16 protein-coding genes and 1 pseudogene are annotated in these 17,525 nt (G+C 61.9%); 3 read left to right on the plus strand and 14 right to left on the minus strand.

Going from position 1 to position 17,525, the window contains the following annotated elements; translation table 11 throughout:
* Positions 1-136 precede the first annotated feature (136 nt).
* Positions 137-1,279, minus strand: coding sequence for a porin (locus H3H55_RS30220; protein ID WP_193101402.1), 1,143 nt, complete (start codon positions 1,277-1,279; stop codon positions 137-139).
* 433 nt (positions 1,280-1,712) lie between these two features.
* Positions 1,713-2,576 (minus strand): bifunctional methylenetetrahydrofolate dehydrogenase/methenyltetrahydrofolate cyclohydrolase FolD, encoded by an 864-nt coding sequence (gene folD / locus H3H55_RS30225; protein WP_193101404.1) that lies wholly within the window; start codon positions 2,574-2,576, stop codon positions 1,713-1,715.
* Positions 2,577-2,772: 196 nt separating this feature from the next.
* On the opposite strand from folD, the gene H3H55_RS30230 reads away from it, so the two are divergent.
* Positions 2,773-3,126, plus strand: coding sequence for a hypothetical protein (locus H3H55_RS30230; RefSeq protein ID WP_193101406.1), 354 nt, complete (start codon positions 2,773-2,775; stop codon positions 3,124-3,126).
* A 65-nt stretch (positions 3,127-3,191) separates the two neighbouring features.
* The gene (locus H3H55_RS30235) at positions 3,192-4,382 is read left to right on the plus strand and encodes an aromatic amino acid transaminase (protein WP_193101408.1); all 1,191 of its coding nucleotides are present in this window, start codon (positions 3,192-3,194) and stop codon (positions 4,380-4,382) included.
* Between the two features lie 124 nt (positions 4,383-4,506).
* Here the strand turns inward: H3H55_RS30235 and H3H55_RS30240 are convergent, their stop codons facing one another.
* Genes H3H55_RS30240 through purU form a run of 5 tightly spaced genes read right to left on the minus strand, consistent with a single transcriptional unit; the run spans position 4,507 to position 10,546 of the window.
* Positions 4,507-5,091: a sarcosine oxidase subunit gamma gene (locus H3H55_RS30240; RefSeq protein ID WP_193101410.1), complete on the minus strand. Its 585-nt coding sequence runs from the start codon at positions 5,089-5,091 to the stop codon at positions 4,507-4,509.
* The gene (locus H3H55_RS30245; protein ID WP_193101412.1) at positions 5,084-8,083 is read right to left on the minus strand and encodes a sarcosine oxidase subunit alpha family protein; all 3,000 of its coding nucleotides are present in this window, start codon (positions 8,081-8,083) and stop codon (positions 5,084-5,086) included. The genes H3H55_RS30240 and H3H55_RS30245 overlap by 8 nt, the downstream gene beginning before the upstream one ends.
* On the minus strand, positions 8,070-8,390 hold the full coding sequence (locus H3H55_RS30250) for a sarcosine oxidase subunit delta (protein WP_193101414.1): 321 nt from the start codon (positions 8,388-8,390) through the stop codon (positions 8,070-8,072). Before H3H55_RS30250 ends, H3H55_RS30245 begins: the two co-directional genes overlap by 14 nt.
* 12 nt (positions 8,391-8,402) lie before the next feature.
* Positions 8,403-9,653 carry a sarcosine oxidase subunit beta family protein gene (locus tag H3H55_RS30255; protein ID WP_193101416.1) on the minus strand — a complete coding sequence of 417 codons (1,251 nt, stop codon included), beginning with the start codon at positions 9,651-9,653 and terminating at the stop codon, positions 8,403-8,405.
* Positions 9,654-9,670: 17 nt separating this feature from the next.
* Positions 9,671-10,546: a formyltetrahydrofolate deformylase gene (gene purU, locus H3H55_RS30260; RefSeq protein WP_193101418.1), complete on the minus strand. Its 876-nt coding sequence runs from the start codon at positions 10,544-10,546 to the stop codon at positions 9,671-9,673.
* Positions 10,547-10,954: 408 nt separating this feature from the next.
* On the opposite strand from purU, the gene H3H55_RS30265 reads away from it, so the two are divergent.
* The gene (locus H3H55_RS30265; protein ID WP_193101420.1) at positions 10,955-11,596 is read left to right on the plus strand and encodes a TetR/AcrR family transcriptional regulator; all 642 of its coding nucleotides are present in this window, start codon (positions 10,955-10,957) and stop codon (positions 11,594-11,596) included.
* A gap of 191 nt (positions 11,597-11,787) precedes the next feature.
* Here H3H55_RS30265 and H3H55_RS30270 read toward each other — a convergent pair whose 3' ends face one another.
* The 7 genes and pseudogenes from H3H55_RS30270 to H3H55_RS30300 all read right to left on the minus strand — a co-directional run bounded on the left by H3H55_RS30270 (position 11,788) and on the right by H3H55_RS30300 (position 17,489).
* Entirely contained in the window at positions 11,788-12,600 is an 813-nt protein-coding gene (locus H3H55_RS30270; RefSeq protein ID WP_193102238.1) for a hypothetical protein, read from the minus strand.
* A 223-nt stretch (positions 12,601-12,823) separates the two neighbouring features.
* Complete coding sequence (locus H3H55_RS30275) at positions 12,824-13,912, minus strand: porin (RefSeq protein WP_193101421.1); 1,089 nt, start codon at positions 13,910-13,912, stop codon at positions 12,824-12,826.
* A 207-nt stretch (positions 13,913-14,119) separates the two neighbouring features.
* A complete protein-coding gene (locus H3H55_RS30280; RefSeq protein ID WP_193101423.1) occupies positions 14,120-14,455 on the minus strand; it encodes a Rieske (2Fe-2S) protein in 336 nt (111 codons plus the stop codon).
* 3 nt (positions 14,456-14,458) lie between these two features.
* Positions 14,459-14,770, minus strand: a complete 312-nt coding sequence (locus H3H55_RS30285; RefSeq protein ID WP_193101425.1) for a YciI family protein — start codon at positions 14,768-14,770, stop codon at positions 14,459-14,461.
* Between the two features lie 20 nt (positions 14,771-14,790).
* A pseudogene (locus H3H55_RS30290) lies at positions 14,791-14,919 on the minus strand (6-chlorohydroxyquinol-1,2-dioxygenase); the annotation flags it as partial.
* 28 nt (positions 14,920-14,947) lie between these two features.
* Positions 14,948-16,015: a maleylacetate reductase gene (locus tag H3H55_RS30295; protein ID WP_193101427.1), complete on the minus strand. Its 1,068-nt coding sequence runs from the start codon at positions 16,013-16,015 to the stop codon at positions 14,948-14,950.
* Positions 16,016-16,022: 7 nt separating this feature from the next.
* A complete protein-coding gene (locus H3H55_RS30300) occupies positions 16,023-17,489 on the minus strand; it encodes an aldehyde dehydrogenase family protein (RefSeq protein WP_193101429.1) in 1,467 nt (488 codons plus the stop codon).
* Positions 17,490-17,525: the final 36 nt, after the last annotated feature.

The following is a 17,525-nucleotide window of genomic DNA, read 5'->3' on the forward strand; positions in this document are numbered from 1 at the left end:
GGCGTGGCGGTTGAACCGCGACGCGCGCCAACCTGAGTGGCCTGTCCTGCAATTCCGGTGGAATGCCGACCGAGCGGGACGGAAACATGCAAGGCCGCACGCGGCCTCGCATGATGAACATCGACCGAAACGCCGATCAGAAGAGGTGGCGGAGTGCGACACGCGCGACGAACTGCTTGCTGGTCGACGAAGAATTGTCCGTCCCGGTGATATACGCCTGATCGAGGAACGTGCCCGTCGAACCGGAAACCTTCTGGTAGACACCCTGCACGTAGATGTCCGTCCGTTTCGAGAGGTTGTAGTCGGCCATCAGCCCGAACTGGTTCCAGTTGGGGTGCGAGCTACCGTTGCTGCCCTCATAGCGGCCGCGGGTATAGGTGTACATGCCGCCGACATAGAAGGCTGTCGTGAAGTGGTAAAGCGCGTTGACTTCGAAGTTGTCGAAGGTCAGGGAGCCGACGCTGACGCCCGTCGGAAACGTCCCCGGGGTCAGGTATCCGTTGCCCGTCGGATTCTCGAGGCGAACATGGCTGTAAGCGAACCCCAAGGTCGCCGCGGCGATGTTGTAGTTGATACCCGCAGCGACTTCGCGCTGATGTCCCGCAAAGAAGCTGCTGTCATTGGTCGCGACCGCACCGGTCGAATTGCCGCCGACGTTGTCGATATCCATGTACGCGACGCCGGCGGTGATGGGGCCGCCCGCATAGCTCGCGCCGATGCTCATCAGCCGGTTGTTGGCGAATTGTCCGGCCGTGTTGCTGAAGCCATAAACACCACCGAACTTGAAGCCGCCCAGGTCCGGACTGGTGTACTTCACGGAGTTGCTCACGCGAAACGAGTTGTCCGTATTGTCGTTGTCGTAAGGATGGGCAAAGAGATAACCCGCCCACGACCCATTCGCGGTCGTGGGGCCGACAAAGTCCACCACGGAATCGTACTGACGGCCCATCGTGAAGGTGCCGTAGTGGCTCGAGACGCCGACGAACGATTGCCGGCCGAACATCCGGCCGCCCTGATTGGCTCGTCCCGTATTGAGGTCGAACCCGTTCTCGAGCGTGAAGATGGCTTTCATCCCGCCACCCAGGTCCTCTGCTCCCTTCATCCCCCAGCGGCTACCGTACGCATAGCCGGACTGCATCTCGACGTTACTGTGGCCGCCCGTGTTGTTCGTATAGTTCACCCCCTCATCGATCACCCCGTACAACGTAACCGTCGACTGCGCGAAAACCGCCGGGGCCGCCGAAAGCGCCAGGGCGAGGACAGTAAGTTGCTTTTTCATTTGTATCTCCAGACATGCACTTTGTGAACGTGGCTACGGGCAGAGCAGGAACCGCCTGACTGTTGGCCATTGCGAAATGAAGCATGGAGGAGCCTAAGAAGCCGAAATGCGCGTCGCAAACCAAAGAAACGAATGCACTGCATTCGTTATGGAATGCCTGCGTGGCATAAGGCCTCGCCGGGCCGCGTGCATCGGGCACTGAGTGAAAACACCAATGCACGACGCGTACATGCACGCTCGGGTTGTTGCGGCTTCGCCACTCTCGCGCAAGATTCCGGCACGGAAACCCGATGTTCAATAACGTGGAGTGCTGAACAATCTGATGAGAAAACAGCGGCAGATATCGCGGATTCGATACGCAGGGGCAGCCCGACGGATCGCAAGACCCGTCAGGCAGAACTGGAAACCTGATTGGAAGGTTTGAGCGGGTGCCTTACAGCCGTCCGGCCGCGGCGCGCTCCGCCGACTGCAAGGTATTGACCAGAAGCATCGTGATGGTCATCGGGCCGACACCGCCCGGAACAGGCGTCGCGAAACCTGCCACCTCGCGCACCGACGCGTAATCGATGTCGCCGCAGAGCTTGCCTTCGTCGTTCTTGTTCATGCCCACGTCGACTACCGTTGCGCCGGGCTTGATCATCGAACCCGTCACGACATTCCGTTTTCCGACAGCGGCCACGACAATGTCGGCCGTCCTCGTATGTGCGGTGAGATCGGGCGTCTTGCTGTGACAGATGGTGACCGTTGCCCCGGCCTCGAGCAGCAGCAGCGCCATCGGCTTCCCGACAATATTCGAGCGGCCGATGACGACGGCCTGCTTCCCCGAGACCGGAACGTCATAGGCTTCGAGCAGCTTCATCACGCCATATGGCGTGCAGGGTTTGAAGCGGGCACTGCCCGTCATGAGGGCACCGGCATTCGCGACGTGAAACCCGTCCACATCCTTTTCAGCCGCGATCGCCTCGATTACCTTGTGGCTGTCGATATGCCGGGGCAATGGCAGCTGAACGAGAATGCCGTGCACGGTCGGGTCCAGGTTGAGTTCCCGAATCCGATCGAGCAGTTGCGCTTCCGTCGTCTCCGCCGGCAAGCGGTCGAGCGTGGAACGCAATCCGTGCTGCTCGCATGCCTTGACCTTGTTTCTCACATAGACGGCACTGGCCGGGTCGTCCCCCACCAGAATCACCGACAACCCGGGTACCACACCCTTCTTCCGAAGCGCCTCCGCTCGAATCGACACTTCCTGCCGCACGCGGTGCGACACCGCCACACCGTCGATGACTGTTGCCTGACTCATATCCCGCTCCGCATGGTCCGTGATGGGCAGCTCGTGAACCGCCTTGTATCGTTCAGATGTCCATACTTTACATAAGCAATCGAGCGATCGATGCATCATTTTTTCGCATCTACAGGGCCAGAAATCATGAACTTCGGAGTGTTGCCAAGACATTGGGCGAACGATAGATTCAATGCATCCCTGTACATGAGCCATCATGAAACCCGAGCATCGCTGCCTGCCAGTGGACTGGCGCCTTGACTGTCGACGTCTCTTTCTGCGGAGCTGGAAACCTTCGGCGCCCGGCGACGAACTCCATGGAACGCACGTGAACGTCGAGGTTTGGGTTCGCTACGAAAACGCCTCGGCGACGACAGACGAGCTGAACGACGTTCTGGACTACAGCGTGATGCGCAATGCGCTTCTGCAGGCAGGTACGCCAGACTCGTGGGCATTTGTCGACCGTGTGCTTGACGGGCTCATGAGCGCGCCGATCGAGGCCGCGTACGTCGAGCTCGTGTACGAAGGCCCCGGCAAGCCGTGGCGCGGCTCGCGCTATGCATGGCGCTAGGACCCGGCACCGCACGTCCACGCAGACCGTTTTCACGACCGTTCTCCCGTTCAAGGAACATCCCAATGTTTTCGCACGTACCGCCCTATGCCGGCGACCCGATTCTCGGCCTGATGGAACGATTCGCGCAGGACTCGCGACCGCAGAAGGTCAACCTCGGCGTAGGCATCTACTACGACGCGGACGGTCGAATTCCCGTGCTTCAATCCGTCAGGACTGCTGCCGCGCGCGTGTTCGAATCCAACGCGCCGACTTCCTATCTGCCGATCGAAGGTGACCGAACCTATCGGTCACGGGTGACTCGCCTGCTGTTTGGAAACGAGGTCGACGCAACGGCCGATTCGCTCGCCGTCATTCAGACCCTGGGCGGAAGCGGCGCACTGAAAGTAGGCGCGGACTTCCTCCGGCATCACTTTCCGCAGAGCGCCGTGTTCGTCAGCGACCCGACCTGGGATAACCACATCGGTATCTTCGAAGGCGCGGGGTTCAAGGTCGGTCGGTACCGCTACTACGATTCGGAAACGAAAGGCCTCGACCTCGATGGCATGCTCGAGGATCTGGCACGTCTGACGAAACACGACATCGTTCTCTTTCATCCGTGCTGTCACAACCCGACTGGTGTCGACCCGACGCGAGACCAGTGGCTCAAGATTCTCGATGTGGTCGAACAGCGTCGCCTTATCCCGTTCGTCGATATCGCCTACCAGGGTTTCGCCGAGAGCTTGGCTGACGACACGTTTGTCCTTCGCGAGCTGGCACGCAGAAAGCTCGACTTCCTGGCCAGCAACTCGTTCTCGAAGATTTTCTCGCTGTATGGGGAGCGTTGCGGCGCCTTGACGGTGCATTGTGCAAAAGCCAGGGAGGCTGCCAATGTTCTCGGCCAACTCAAGTTCACCGTCCGCCGGAACTACTCCAGCCCGCCGACTCAAGGGATGAGACTCATCGCCACCGTTCTTTCCGATGGCCTCCTTCAGCAGCAGTGGGCCGGCGAACTCGAAGGAATGCGCCTTCGCATTTCAGCGATGCGCAAGCGGCTGTATGACACGCTCAGCGAACTCGTGCCATCGAAGGACTTCGAATACCTTGTCGCGCAACGCGGAATGTTCGCCTATACAGGGCTGTCGGCAGGCCAGGTGGCATCCTTGCAATCCGACTTCGGTGTGTACGCGGTATCGAGTGGTCGCATTTGCGTCGCAGGTCTGAATCACTCGAACGTCGATTACGTCGGCGAGGCTTTTGCCCGAGTTCTTCGATGAAGCGCTCTCGCAGCTTGCTGGAGAAACCCTGACCGGCATCGAGGAAAACGCGGCACGAACTTCCCTCGTTCCCTCTCGACGTCGCGGACGATCCGATCTCCCGTTTCCTCCGCGACGAATACGCTCAGGCTTCGAATTCTTCCGCCGCGTCGGTCATCCAGTCGACGAGAAACCCGGCCATGGAAACATCGAAGTACAACACATATTCGAAGGTCGCCCGGCGTAGCAGCATCGCGGGCAGGCCGGCGAAGCGAGTCGTCACCGCCGCGTCGACCGGAAACACCGTGGCGTCGAGGTCGATCCCGCACCCCTTGGCGAGGAAGTCCACGGCTTCGCCGCCGGATACGAGGAACGACACGCGTGCGTCGGATACCAGGGTGACCGCGACGAATTGATTCGCAAGGCTGTTCGTCAGATTCCGGACGATGGCCGCCTCGTCCTCCAGCGCACAAAGTACCAGCCATTCGTTCGGCCCCACCCACACGAGCCGAGTCGTCCCAATCAAGGTTGAACGCTCCGGAAGCGGCAAGGCCACACCCAACCCGGCCTCGATGCTCGCCTTCAACTTCGACGATTTTCCGTCACCCTGAATCCGGACAAGGCCGTGCAGCGGAATCTCCGACAGTTGCAACGAAGGCGCAGCAATCCGGAATACGCGGCCCGTCACGAGGTGGGACGTGACGGTCGATCGGGCCTGTAAGTCATGCATTGAGACGCTCTCCTTTCGGATCGTAGTGCGCGGCAGGTACGACGCGCGCGGCAAGGATGCGACCGTTGGAATAGATTCGTACTTCCTGACCAAGCCGGCTCGCCCCATCTCGCAGGATGCCCAGGCCAATCGACTTGCTCAAGGTAGGACTGAGGCAAGACGATGTGACGTAGCCGTCGGAACGTGATGGTTGTCCGGACGTATGGTCTTCGACAAAGTGCCCACCGACAGGCAGTTGCGTCGAAGCGTCGAGACATTCAAGGCCGACGAACTCCAGGCGGCCCTTCTTCCTGTCTTCCGGGCGTTGCATCGAGCGGCGCCCGATGAAGTCGCCGCCCTTCTTCTCGACGATTTTTCCCCAACCGATGTCGAGTGCGTTGGAGCACCCATCCGTATCGGCGCCGACGTGGAGGTAACCTTTTTCCGTACGCATGACTTCGAGCGCTTCGACGCCATACGGCGTGATTCCGAACGGCTCACCGGCTTTGGCCATGAAGATCCAGAGCGCACGCCCATAGCGGGCCGGCACCGAAATTTCGTAAGTCACTTCGCCCGTGAAGCTTGCGCGCAAGATACGCGCGTCCACGCCAGCAAACTGCCCCGTCCTGAACTGCATGTGCGCAAATGCGGCGACCGAGAAGTCGATGTCGGATTCCACCCGCTGCATCACGGCGCGAGCGTTGGGGCCGGAAATCGTGACGTTCGCCCACTGCGTGGTGACGTTGTTCACGTAGACCTTCAAGTCCGGCCATTCGCATTGAAGAGCCTCTTCCATCAGGAGAAAGACCCTTCCGGACGCCGCGCTCGTCGTGTGGACAAGAAAATGGTCTTCGGCAAGACGCACGACCACACCGTCGTCGATGAGAATGCCGTTCTCGTTTGCCAACATCGCGTAGCGTGCCGAGCCGGGTTTGACTGTCGACAGGTTGTTGACGTACATCCGGTTCAGGAATTCCGCCGCGTCGGGCCCCTTTACTTCGAGTTTTCCGAGCGGCGAGCCGTCGAACATGCCGACGTTGCCGCGAACTGCCGCCACTTCCCTGCGCGTCGCCTGATGGATGTCCTCGGACCCGCGTGGATAGTAGTCCGGGCGCTGCCAACCGTAATCTCCGACCACCGCGTTCAGTGCACGATGTGCATCCGCCGCGTGCAAGCGTTGATACGGGGCGTAAAGCTTGCCGACCGTACCTCCGGCAAATGTGCCAAGCGTGACCGGCTGGTAAGGCGGCCGGAACCGCGTCGTTCCCACCTTGACGATCGGACGGCCGCTCAGCTCTGCCATCACGGCGAGGATGTTGAAGTTGCTCGATTTTCCCTGGTCGACGCTCATGCCGCCCGTCGTGTAGCGCTTCACATGTTCGACCGAGACGAAGTTCTCCCGCATCGCGAGCTCGACGTCCGAGACCTTCACGTCGTACTGAAAATCCAGCCACTGCTTGTTGGTGGCCGAGCTTTGCGTGTACCAATACGGTTGAATGTGAAGCGAGTCTTGCTCTTCAGCTTGCACACGAGGCGCGAGGAATTCCGGCACGTCCTGATGCCCGAACTCGCGCAGCGTTTCCGCCGTCGCAGTAGCGGCGGAAGTCACGCATGCCGCGAGCGAAAACGCACCATTGGCCGCACCGATTACGCGAACGTTCTGCGCGCAGGAATCGGGAACGAGACACATCTGCTCGGCATCGAGCTTCAGCGTACCGCCGGCCTGACTGTATAGATGGATGGTCGGGGTCCAGCCGCTCGACATCGCGACCAGGTCGCATGACACGGTTTCGGTCGGCCCGACGAGCGCGCCGTCACCGGCATGTTTCGCGAGCTTGATCGCCTTGACTCCGCGCTTCCCGACGACGTCCGAAATTCCATAGCCGGCGTAGTGCCTGATACCCGCCGCCTTCAGTTTTTCGGTCAGCGCCCCGTCGACCACCGACCGCGTATCGACGACCGTGAGAGCCCGCACGCCTACCGAGTGAAGGTCGAATGCCGTCAGGTATGCGTTGTCGTTGTTGGTTGCGATGACAACGCGGCTGCCGGGCGCGACGCCATGCTGATTCGCATACATCCGGACTGCGGATGCCAGCATGACGCCTGGCCGGTCGTTGTTTGCAAATACCAAAGGACGTTCGATGGCGCCTGTTGCGAGGATCACGGCGCGCGCACGGATTTTCCAAAGGCGCTCGCGAAGCCGTCCGGCCTGACCGGCTGGGCCAAGATGATTCGCGACACGCTGCTGTGCCGACACGACGTTGTGCTCGTAGTAACCGCTCACGTTCGTTCGCGATAGAAGCTGAACATTCGGCAACTGCTCCAGCTTCGCAACGATCGCACGGACCCACAGTGCGGCAGGCGCGCCGTCGACTTCAAAACGCTCGCCCAGGACGGAACCACCGAACGCTTCGGCATCGTCCGCGAGGATAACCCTGAGCCCGGACAAGCCGGCGACATAAGCGGCAATGAGCCCGGCGGGACCACCGCCGACGACCAGAACGTCGCAATGAACATTGCGCTTCTGATACTTCTGCGCGTCGGCAACGGTCGGCGATTTTCCGAGGCCGGCAATCGGGCGGACCATCCGCTCATAGAAATGCCAGTTGGGCCAGATCATCGACTTGTAATAGAACGACGCAGGCAACACGCTCGAAAACGTGTCGAGCATCCCCATGACGTCGTGTTTGGCGCTGGGCCAGGCGTTCTGGCTGGTTGCCTTCAGACCGGGATAGAGCGGCATGAGCGTCGCGCGAACGTTCGGCTCGTCGAAACCTCCCGACTCGAGTTGCACGAGGCCATTGGGCTCCTCGATACCGCGGCCCATGATGCCGCGAGGGCGATGCAGCTTGAAACTTCGGCCAACGATGCCGATGCCATTGGCAAGCAACGCCGATGCGAGCGTGTCCCCTTTGAGTCCGGCATGGCGTTTTCCGTCGAACCAGAATTCGATCGACTGACGTGGCGTGACTTGCGCCTCGCCGAAGACCGGGACGCGTTCAAACCGCTTCATGAACATCTCCTTCCTGCTGCAACGCATACGGACCACCGCGAGGAACCTCGTCGAAGGTGAAAATCCTGAGCAGTGCGTGGCTGACCGTGTCTCGCTCGATGCCGAACCATTGGCGACATCCGAACGTATGGCGCCAGCGTTCGAGGCTGGCGCCTCGAGCGTTCTCGCGAATGAAGAGGTAGTCGCCCCATTCCTCGTCGCTCAGTTGCGCCGGGTCGGCAGGCCGCACGCGCTGGTACGGTCCGCCGTATGAAAACTCGTCTTCATCCCGCGAGCTTCCGCAGTAGGGGCAAGCAATGCGTAACATGAGTCGTTCCGTTCAATGTTCGACGCCGGCGGCAGCCGCTTCGTTGACGAAGCGGCCCGTGGAAAACCGGTCAAGGCCAAATGGTTCGATGAGAGGATGCGGACGGTCATTGGCAACGGTATAGGCCATGGTTTCGCCACCAACCGGTATCGCCTTGAATCCGCCGGTACCCCAGCCCGTGCTCATGAACAGCGACTTGACCGGCGTCTTGCCGAGAATCGGGCTCGAGTCCGGCGAAATGTCGACGATGCCGGCCCATTGGCGCATGAGCTTCAATCGACTGAACGCCGGGAACAGGTTGAGCGTTGCGCTCAGCGTGTCTTCGAGCGCGGGCAGCGATCCTCGCTGACCGTATGACGGGTACGCGTCGGTTCTTCCACCGATCAGGATTTCACCGCGATCCGACTGACTCACGTACGCATGCACCGCCGGAGAGTTCACGACGCCATCGAGGATCGGCTTCACCGGCTCGCTGACCATCGCTTGCAAGGGCATCGAAATGATGGGCAGCTTGATGCCCGCCATGCGGGCAAGCACGGATGAATTTCCCGCGACCGAGACGACCACCTTGTCGGCGGCGATGAATCCCTTGCTGGTTTCGACGCCTTGAATGCGATTTGCCCCGATACGCAAACCCGTGACTTCGCAGTTCTGGACGATGTCGACCCCCATCGCGTCCGCGCCGCGAGCATAGCCCCATGCCACCGCATCGTGTCGCGCGACGCCACCGCGACGCTGAATGAAGCCGCCGAGCACCGGGAATCGTGCGTCCTTGCTCAGATCCAGCAGCGGCAGGTACTCGCGAATCTGCTCGACGCCGAGCATTTCGGCGTCGATGCCTTGCAGTTGAATCGAATTGGACCAGCGGTTCAGCCCGTCCAGCTGATGCGGACTGTGAGCTAGCGTGAGCACGCCGCGTTGGCTGAGCATCACGTTGTAGTTGAACTCCTTGCTCAGCCCCTCGTAGAGTTGCAACGAGCGCTCGAAGAATCGCGTGCTTTCCGGATAGAAGTAGTTCGAGCGGATGGCTGTCGTGTTGCGGCCGGTATTGCCGCCGCCCAGCCAGCCCTTCTCGATGACGGCCACATTCGTGATGCCGTGATTCCTGGCCAGATAATAAGCAGTCGACAGCCCTTGACCGCCACCGCCGATGATCACCACGTCGTAGCGACTTTTCGGCTCGCTTGTCCGCCACGCCGGAGCCCAGCGCCGATGACCGCTGAGCGCATGCTTCGCGAGAGACCAGAGAGAGTAGTTTTCCAAGCGAACCTCGTCACTGATTACAGGATGACCGTGCGATGGCCGTTGAGGAAAATCCGGCCTTCTCCGAAGAGGCGCACGGCGTTTGCCAACGCGACCGCTTCCGTGTCGTGCCCCACGAGAACCATGTCTTCGGCCGTATGGGCGTGGTCAATCGTCTTGACCTCTTGCGCGATAATCGGGCCCTCGTCGAGGTCGCTCGTCACGAAGTGGGCGGTGGCGCCAATCACCTTGACGCCGCGGTCGTAGGCCTGGTGATAGGGGCGCGCACCTTTGAAGCCGGGCAGGAACGAATGGTGAATGTTGATGGCACGCCCTTCGAGCTTGCGGCTCAGGTCGTCGGACAGAATCTGCATGTACCGGGCCAGGACGAGCAATTCCGCGCCCGTCGTGGCGAACAGGTCGAGAATCCGTGCTTCCTGCTGAGGCTTGGTATCAGGCGTAATCGGGAAGTGGTGAAACGCGATGCCGTACCACTCGACGAGACTGCGGCAGTCGTTGTGATTCGAGACCACGCCGACGATGTCGATGTCGAGTGCGCCTGCGCGCCACTTCGTCAGGAGCAGGTTCAGGCAGTGATCGAACTTTGAAACGGCGATCAGCACCTTCGGACGGTACGCCGCCGGACGAATCTCGAACTGCATGTCCAGTTCGCGTGCAAGCGACGCCATCTGCTGCGTCAACGCCCCGATACCGTCCTTCATCAGGTGGTCGTCAAAAACCATCCGCGCGAAAAACTGCTCGGTCCGCGGGTCGCCGTAATGCAACGACTCCGTGACATAAGCACCCTCGCGGAACAGCAGATTCGAGACTTTCGCGAGAATGCCCAACCGGTCGGGGCACTGGAAGGTGAACAGGTAGCTGATAGCTTCGGGGGTCTGCGTCGTTGCGGTCATGATGGCTTACAAGGGCAAAGGTTCGAAGTCGTACTTGGGCTGGCGCCGCAAGCAAAGACGGTTGCCAGCCCATCTGGTTGTTCCGCGCGGCTCGGTTGTCCCCGAGACGCGCAGCGTGCGATGAGCACTCCATCGGCCCCCGAAACCACCACTGCGGCCTTCGCAAAAAACAATAAATATTTAATGTTTCATAGCGAAGCGGGGCCACCCGGCACGGCAGCGGTGCCGACCTGCGGCGCCGAGCATTCTCATGCGGTGCGTGCGGCCAAGTATAGATTGCACCCGTGCACAAAAACAATTAAAAATTATTGTTACTTGTTTGTGGTTAACCCGACTTCGCGTCCCGAGACCCCACCCGCCGCCGCCGTGTAATAGACTTCTGCCCGCATGCCAACGACCGTTCGACCGATGAGCACCGTACCGAAATCCGACAAGCCTCGCCGCGCGCCTGCGCGCCGGACACAAGAAGAACGTAGCGACAACACGCGTCGTCGCATCGTGCAATCCGCCATGCGCCTGCTGCACAAGAAGGGGTTCAAGGCGACGAACCTGCAGGACATCGCACGCGGCGCGCGCGTCACGCTGGGCGCACTTCAGCATCATTTCGCGAATCGTCAGGTCCTGATGGAGCGACTGATCGACGAGGTGATGGCGCCCTTGTCCGACGACGGCGTGGTCTGGCCGCCAGCCGGCCTCGCGCTGGAGGAACGCGCACGCGAATTTGTGCGCCTCGCCTGGCAGACGATCTATGGCGTCCCGAGCTATATCGCCGCGTGGAGCTTGTTCTTCGGCTGCAAGGCGTCGCCGGAGTTGTTTGCGAAGATAGACGCGACCCGAGCTCGGTCGGACCCCGTATTCTTTGCGCGATTCATATCGTGCTTCCCGGAGATCGAAGCAAACCATCCGAATCCGGAGCAGTTTGCGGGCTTCGTCTTCGCTTCCCTGCGCGGCATGAGCCTGTTTGGTCTATTCGACGTGGCTCAATCGGAGACCGACGGTCAGCTGGAGGTCTTGACGCAGGTCATCGTTCAGGCCGGGAAAGTTAAGTAACGAACCGGGGCCCGCGAAACGCGGGCGAGCGAGATCGCCGCGACTCGCCCATGAGGCAACCGAGATCGGCCATCCCGAACGTGAGAAGCCAGACGCTCCAATTAATGAGGCGCGTTGAAGGGGTGCCGAGCAACCTGAGATTTGCGACGGCGCCTCAAATTTTTCGCAAGACGCCAACTTTCGCGCTGTCGCTACTTCGACAGACTCAGCTTCTTCGACAGCACGACACTGCTCGACGGACTCACCAGCCAGATGGCATGGAGATTCATGTGCAAGCTGGAGATCCTGGTCGTAATGTCCGTCGGCTCCTCGATGCTCGGATCGACATGCTCGATTTGTTCGCTCAGGTAAGGCCGAACCAGGCGCCCGGAAAAAACGAGCGCGAAGTCGCCATGCGCTTGGGCGTACACGGCGGGCGAAAGCCGCATGCGGCTACGAACCGAAGTCATTTTGCCTTTCCCGGACTCGAGTTCGATGATGTCGACCTGCTGGATATACCCTTTTGCCTTCGCTTCGGGTGCGATCACGAGCCCTCGCCCTCGAGGCCCCGTCGTGACCTTTCTGAGCAGGATGCCCGTGCGGTCGTCGCGCTCTGCGTCGAACAGGTCGACGTCCAGCGTCAACAGGCGCTGCTGTGACCGGTACCTCAGCCCGTACCGCACCGGCACCACGAACGTCACGTCACGATCCAGACCGACGGCCGCCAGGTCGGGATTCGGGCCATGCCGCTCGGCAGCGCTGGAGACCAGGCCGCGAACCCGGCCGCTCAAGGAAGGCGGGACGGTGCTGATGTGCAGCCTCTTCAAGGCATCCCGAATGGCAACCGGGTCGTCGCCGACAATCGGTCGTGCGGGTGACGTGTCGTGATTGACGGCGGTCGCGATGCGCGTCGTGCCGTCGACAGCCTCCGCCTCTGCATGCGCCGCGACTGGCGCCAGCATCATCGTCAGGGCGACGACGCACACGAAGTTCGAAAGACCCAGTCTGGATTTCCGGTGAAACACGACGCGCTCCTGATTGGCTTGCAGATCGGTCAACGACGAGCACTATAGGGTGGAATGATCGGCAACGCATCCCCTGTTTGAAATTCACTGATGGCCGGCGCACCTCATCGTAGGCTCATTGTCGGTCCGGCAGCAGGTCAACAGGCACACTACCGTGTTGCCCGGGCGACAACAACCGGCCGGAAGCGAGCGGCGGCGCGCATGTCCGCCCGCCGCCCCCCAATCAAAACACCGTATGCAACCCGACCCGCGCCACCACCTGGCTCGCCGAACTTGAAGCCCCGTTCGGATCCAGCACGCCATTCACCTGCGCATTCGCCCCGCTGTTCGCGCGCTGGTAGTCAGCCGACACATAGACCATCGTCCGCTTCGACAACAGGTATTGAAGCGCCACGCTGAGTTGATGAGCGTGGTTGTTGCTCACCGCTTCATTACCCTTCATGTACATGTATTTCGCCCCCAGGACGACGTCCGGCCTGACGTGCCACACCCCGCCGCCTTCGGCCATCCACACGCCGGCATCGTTGAACGAGTTGTGCACGGTCGTCACCAGCGCACTCGCAGTCACGACACCGAAGTCGTAGTGCATCCCGACGCCCCAGTTGCGCACGCTCGTCGACGGCACGCCAGGCGCCGGGCCGTACTTCTCGTTCGTGTATGCCGCGCCCATACCGAACGGCCCCAGCTCATAGTTCAGCCCGGCACTGACGGCGTTGTCCGCCCCGACCGAGCCGGCCACGCCGCCGAACGCATACATCACGCCGCCGGACAGGCCTGCGACCGTCGGTGAACTGTATTTGACGGAATTCGCGATCGGTTTGCTGCCTGCCGTGCGGTCCCAATCGAACGCACCGGTCGGATTGTCCGGCAGCGCGAGACGCTGGAACGGGCCATTCCGGAAGCCGTATAGCCCATTGATGTCCCTCGCAATCGCATTCCCCTTCGAAAAGAGGGAATCCACCATGAAGTCATACTGATTGCCGAGCGTGATGCTGCCGAACCGGTCGCTCTCGAGGCCCACGTATGCGTTGCGCCCGAAAATTCCGGTTCCGACAATGCTGCCGTTCGCCATCGAGAACTGGTTCACGAGCGCGAACGTCGCGCGATATCCACCGCCGAGATCCTCCGTGCCGCGGAAGCCGAAGAGATTGGGCGCGTATATGCCATCGTCGAATTTGACGTTCTTCCCGCCGCCCTCGTTGCTGACATACGAGATGCCGCTGTCGATAAGACCGAACATCGTCACGCTGCTCTGTGCCCATGCGCCCTGCGCCACGGCAAGAATCGCCACTGCTCCAAACCTGAGTTTCATTCTGTCTCCGTCGTTTTATGTCAATGCGAACCCGCCACCCGCTAGGTGGCGGGTATTCGCTCAATGCTCGGTTTAACAACGCCGCAACTATGATTAGTTTTACTGATTGAATAGAATGAACAGCGCCGCACGTATTGCTCGATCTCAACTTCTTCTATTTAGTCTCGCGTAGATCGACCCGACACCGCACCGATCGAAACGTTCGAATCAAGCGCCTCGCCAGACAACCCACTCCGTTGAATCCACCTCGACCGCCACGGCTTCCAACGCCGATCCCGAGCAAGGTCCGTCGATACACACCCCATCGTCGAACCGGAACAGCGCGCTGTGATGGGCACACATCAATACCTGCGACCGATAGCAGGAAACATTGCCCGGTACGAAATCGAGCGGCACCGAAAAGTGCGGGCAACGATTCACGTACGCCCATACCTGCTCGCCGCGTCGCACCACGATGACGGGGCGTCCGATGCAAGCTTCATCGACGACCCGCGCGCCGCCGTCCGGCACATCGGAAACACGGCAGAGTTGTCTGGCTTCCATGACTCACACTCTCTGCTCGGGGTTTCCGAGGCTCCAGTCCCACGGGCGCACTTCCACGCGCGAGAACAACCCCTCCTTCACATACGGGTCGTTGCCGACGAACTGCATCACCGCATGGATATCGTCAGCCTCGATGACGAGCAGCGTTCCGTTCATCGCGTCACCCTGCGGGTCCAGCGTCGGGCCGCCGAGCCGCACATACACGCCGTGCTGGGCGGCCGCGCGCAGGTAGCTCCGATGACTCGGCCGCACGCGGTCGCGCACTTCGCGCATACCGGGCTGGTCCGTCGCAAACACCGCAAAAAATCGAGCCATGTCGATCAGCTCCGGTCGAGAACGAACGCATGAAACTGCCGCGCGACGCTCTGCATCAGCACGCACAAGCGCGGGCCCGGCGTGCCGCCGAAGCTCGCGACGACCTGCTCAGTCAGCCTCGTGTCGCCGTCATGGTGGTCATTCATCACGTCTGTCTCCGTTTGAGCATCCAGCCGATCAATGCGGCGCACGCCCTTCCCACGCGTCCTGAAGCAATGCCCGAATCGCCGCGCGTTCGATCGGCCGCGGATTCGCATACGGGTTCCGGCACGCGATGTCGGCCGCTTCATCGAGGCCATCCTCCGGCATGCCGATATCGGCAAGCGCCGGCGCGATGCCGAGCTGCGCGTTCAGCTTGAACAGCAGCGGGCCGGCGTCGGCCGCGTCGTTCCCGCCCAACGCCCGCGCGACGCGGCGCAGCGCATCAGGCGCGGCGGTGTGGTTGTAATGCGCGGTATGCGGCAACATGGCCGCGTGCGTCTGCGCGTGCGGCAGGTTGAAGGTGCCGCCGAGCGTGTGGCAAAGCTTGTGATGCAACGCCATGCCGACCGCGCCGAGGCAGGTTCCCGCGAGCCAGGCGCCATACAACGCGCGGCTGCGCATCGCTTGGTCTTCCGGATCGCGCACCACGACGGGCAATGCTTCGCCGAGCGCGCGAATCGATTCTTCGGCCATCAGGCTGATCACCGGGTTCGCGTCTTCCGCGTAGAGCGCCTCGACCGCATGCGCCATCGCATTGACACCGGACGCCGCCGAAATGCCAGGCGGCAGCGACACCGTCAACGACGGGTCGTAGAGCACGGTACGCGGCAGCACGCGCGCGTCGCGCCCCGTGCGCTTCAGCCGGCCTTCGGTAAGCCCGTAAATCGGCGTCATCTCTGAACCGGCGTAAGTCGTCGGCACCGCCAGGATCGGCAGCGACGATTCAAGCGCAATGGCCTTGCCCAACCCGATCGTCGAGCCGCCGCCGATCGCGATGCAACAGTCCGCACCCAGTTCGGCGGCCATCTCGCGCGCAGCGCGCGCGACTTCGACCGGAACGTGCATGATCGCCTGTGCGCACACGCCGGCGGCACGCTCGCCGAGAACCTCCTTCACGCGATCGGCGAGAGGCCGCTGCTCCGGCGTCGACAGAATGAGCGCGCGGCGGGCGCCGAGCGTCGACAGCTCGTCCGGCAATCTGGCGAGCGCCCCCCATTCGAACACCACGCGCGAAGGGGTTCCCTGATAGACGAAGCGCTCCATGAAGGCCTCAGCGCTTGAAGTGCGGCGGCACGTTGCCGTCGACGTTGACCCACACCGACCGCGCTTCCGTGTAGTCGTGCATGGCCTCGAAGCCCATCTCGCGGCCGTAGCCCGATTTCCCGACGCCGCCGAACGGGCTGCCCGGATTGACGCGCTTGTAGCAGTTGATCCAGCACATGCCCGCGTTGATCTGCGACGCCATCTTGTGCGCGCGGGAGAGGTTCTGGGTCCACAGGCCGCTGCCAAGCCCGTATTCGGTTGCGTTGGCGATGGCCAGCGCTTCCTCGTCACTGCCGAAGCGCAGCACGGTCACGAACGGGCCGAACACTTCCTCCTGCGCGACGCGGTCGGCCGCGCTCCTGGCTTCGATGACGGTCGGGCGCACGTAGTAGCCGTTGGCGAGCGCAGGATCTTGCGGCGCGCTGCCGCCCGCGAGCACGCGGCCGCCCTGCTCGCGCGCCACGTCGACGAACGACAGCACGCGCTCGAGGTGTTGCTTCGACGTCAGCGGCCCCATCTCGGAATCGGCGTCGAGCGGGTTGCCGATCCGTATCGACGATGCGAGCGCAACGAATCGTTCGAGGAACGCGTCCGCGATGCGCTCGTGCAGCACGAGACGCGAACCCGCGATACACGCCTGCCCCTGGTTGTGAAAGATCGCCCATGCGGCGCCGTTGATGGCCGCATCGAGATCGGCATCGTCGAACACGATGTTGGCGCCCTTGCCGCCCAGCTCCAGTTGAACGCGCTTCAGGTTGCCCTGCGACGCCTCGACGATCCGGCGGCCGGTCGCCGTCGAACCGGTGAACGCGATCTTGCCGACGCCCGGGTGTTCGGCGAGCCGCTGGCCGGCCGTATGCCCGTAACCGGGGACGATGTTGACGACGCCCGCGGGAAACCCGACCTCGGCCATCAATTCGACGATGCGCAACGTCGACAGCGGCGTGATCTCCGACGGCTTGAGCACCACCGTGTTGCCGGCGGCCAGCGCCGGCCCCATCTTCCAGCTCGTGAACATCAGCGGAAAATTCCACGGCACGATCTGGCCGACGACGCCGATCGGCGCACGCTGCACGTAGTTCAGGAAGCCGGTTTCGACGGGAATCACCGAGCCCTGCAGCTTGTCGGCCATGCCGCCGAAATAGCGAAAGCAGGCGGCCGTGCGCGGCACGTCGAGCGCGCGCGAATCGCGAATCGGATGACCGGTGTCCAGCGATTCGAGCTGTGCCAGCTCCTCGGCGTTGGCCTCGAGCGCATCGGCCAGGCGCAGCAGCAGCCGGCCGCGTTCGGCGGCCGGCATCGCCGACCATTTGGGGAACGCGCGGGTCGCGGCTTCGACGGCCAGATCGACGTCCGCCGCTGTGGCCGCCGCGATCTTCGCGATGACGGAACCGTCGTGCGGATTGAGCACGTCGATCGTGCCGCGGTCGACGGCGTCAACGAAGCGGCCGTCGATGAAGAGTTGGGTTTGCATGAATCGTCCTCGGTATTGTGCTGAAGCGGAAGCGGG

This window comes from Burkholderia sp. Z1, assembly GCF_014893795.1.
Classification (GTDB): Bacteria; Pseudomonadota; Gammaproteobacteria; order Burkholderiales; family Burkholderiaceae; genus Burkholderia; species Burkholderia theae.

Bases quoted from the DNA above. Each gene is read 5' to 3' on its own strand.
- H3H55_RS30220 (WP_193101402.1), bottom strand. From the start codon at position 1,279: ATGAAAAAGCAACTTACTGTCCTCGCCCTGGCGCTTTCGGCGGCCCCG.
- folD (WP_193101404.1), bottom strand. From the start codon at position 2,576: ATGAGTCAGGCAACAGTCATCGACGGTGTGGCGGTGTCGCACCGCGTG.
- H3H55_RS30230 (WP_193101406.1), top strand. From the start codon at position 2,773: ATGAAACCCGAGCATCGCTGCCTGCCAGTGGACTGGCGCCTTGACTGT.
- H3H55_RS30235 (WP_193101408.1), top strand. From the start codon at position 3,192: ATGTTTTCGCACGTACCGCCCTATGCCGGCGACCCGATTCTCGGCCTG.
- H3H55_RS30240 (WP_193101410.1), bottom strand. From the start codon at position 5,091: ATGCATGACTTACAGGCCCGATCGACCGTCACGTCCCACCTCGTGACG.
- H3H55_RS30245 (WP_193101412.1), bottom strand. From the start codon at position 8,083: ATGAAGCGGTTTGAACGCGTCCCGGTCTTCGGCGAGGCGCAAGTCACG.
- H3H55_RS30250 (WP_193101414.1), bottom strand. From the start codon at position 8,390: ATGTTACGCATTGCTTGCCCCTACTGCGGAAGCTCGCGGGATGAAGAC.
- purU (WP_193101418.1), bottom strand. From the start codon at position 10,546: ATGACCGCAACGACGCAGACCCCCGAAGCTATCAGCTACCTGTTCACC.
- H3H55_RS30265 (WP_193101420.1), top strand. From the start codon at position 10,955: ATGAGCACCGTACCGAAATCCGACAAGCCTCGCCGCGCGCCTGCGCGC.
- H3H55_RS30275 (WP_193101421.1), bottom strand. From the start codon at position 13,912: ATGAAACTCAGGTTTGGAGCAGTGGCGATTCTTGCCGTGGCGCAGGGC.
- H3H55_RS30280 (WP_193101423.1), bottom strand. From the start codon at position 14,455: ATGGAAGCCAGACAACTCTGCCGTGTTTCCGATGTGCCGGACGGCGGC.
- H3H55_RS30285 (WP_193101425.1), bottom strand. From the start codon at position 14,770: ATGGCTCGATTTTTTGCGGTGTTTGCGACGGACCAGCCCGGTATGCGC.
- H3H55_RS30295 (WP_193101427.1), bottom strand. From the start codon at position 16,015: ATGGAGCGCTTCGTCTATCAGGGAACCCCTTCGCGCGTGGTGTTCGAA.
- H3H55_RS30300 (WP_193101429.1), bottom strand. From the start codon at position 17,489: ATGCAAACCCAACTCTTCATCGACGGCCGCTTCGTTGACGCCGTCGAC.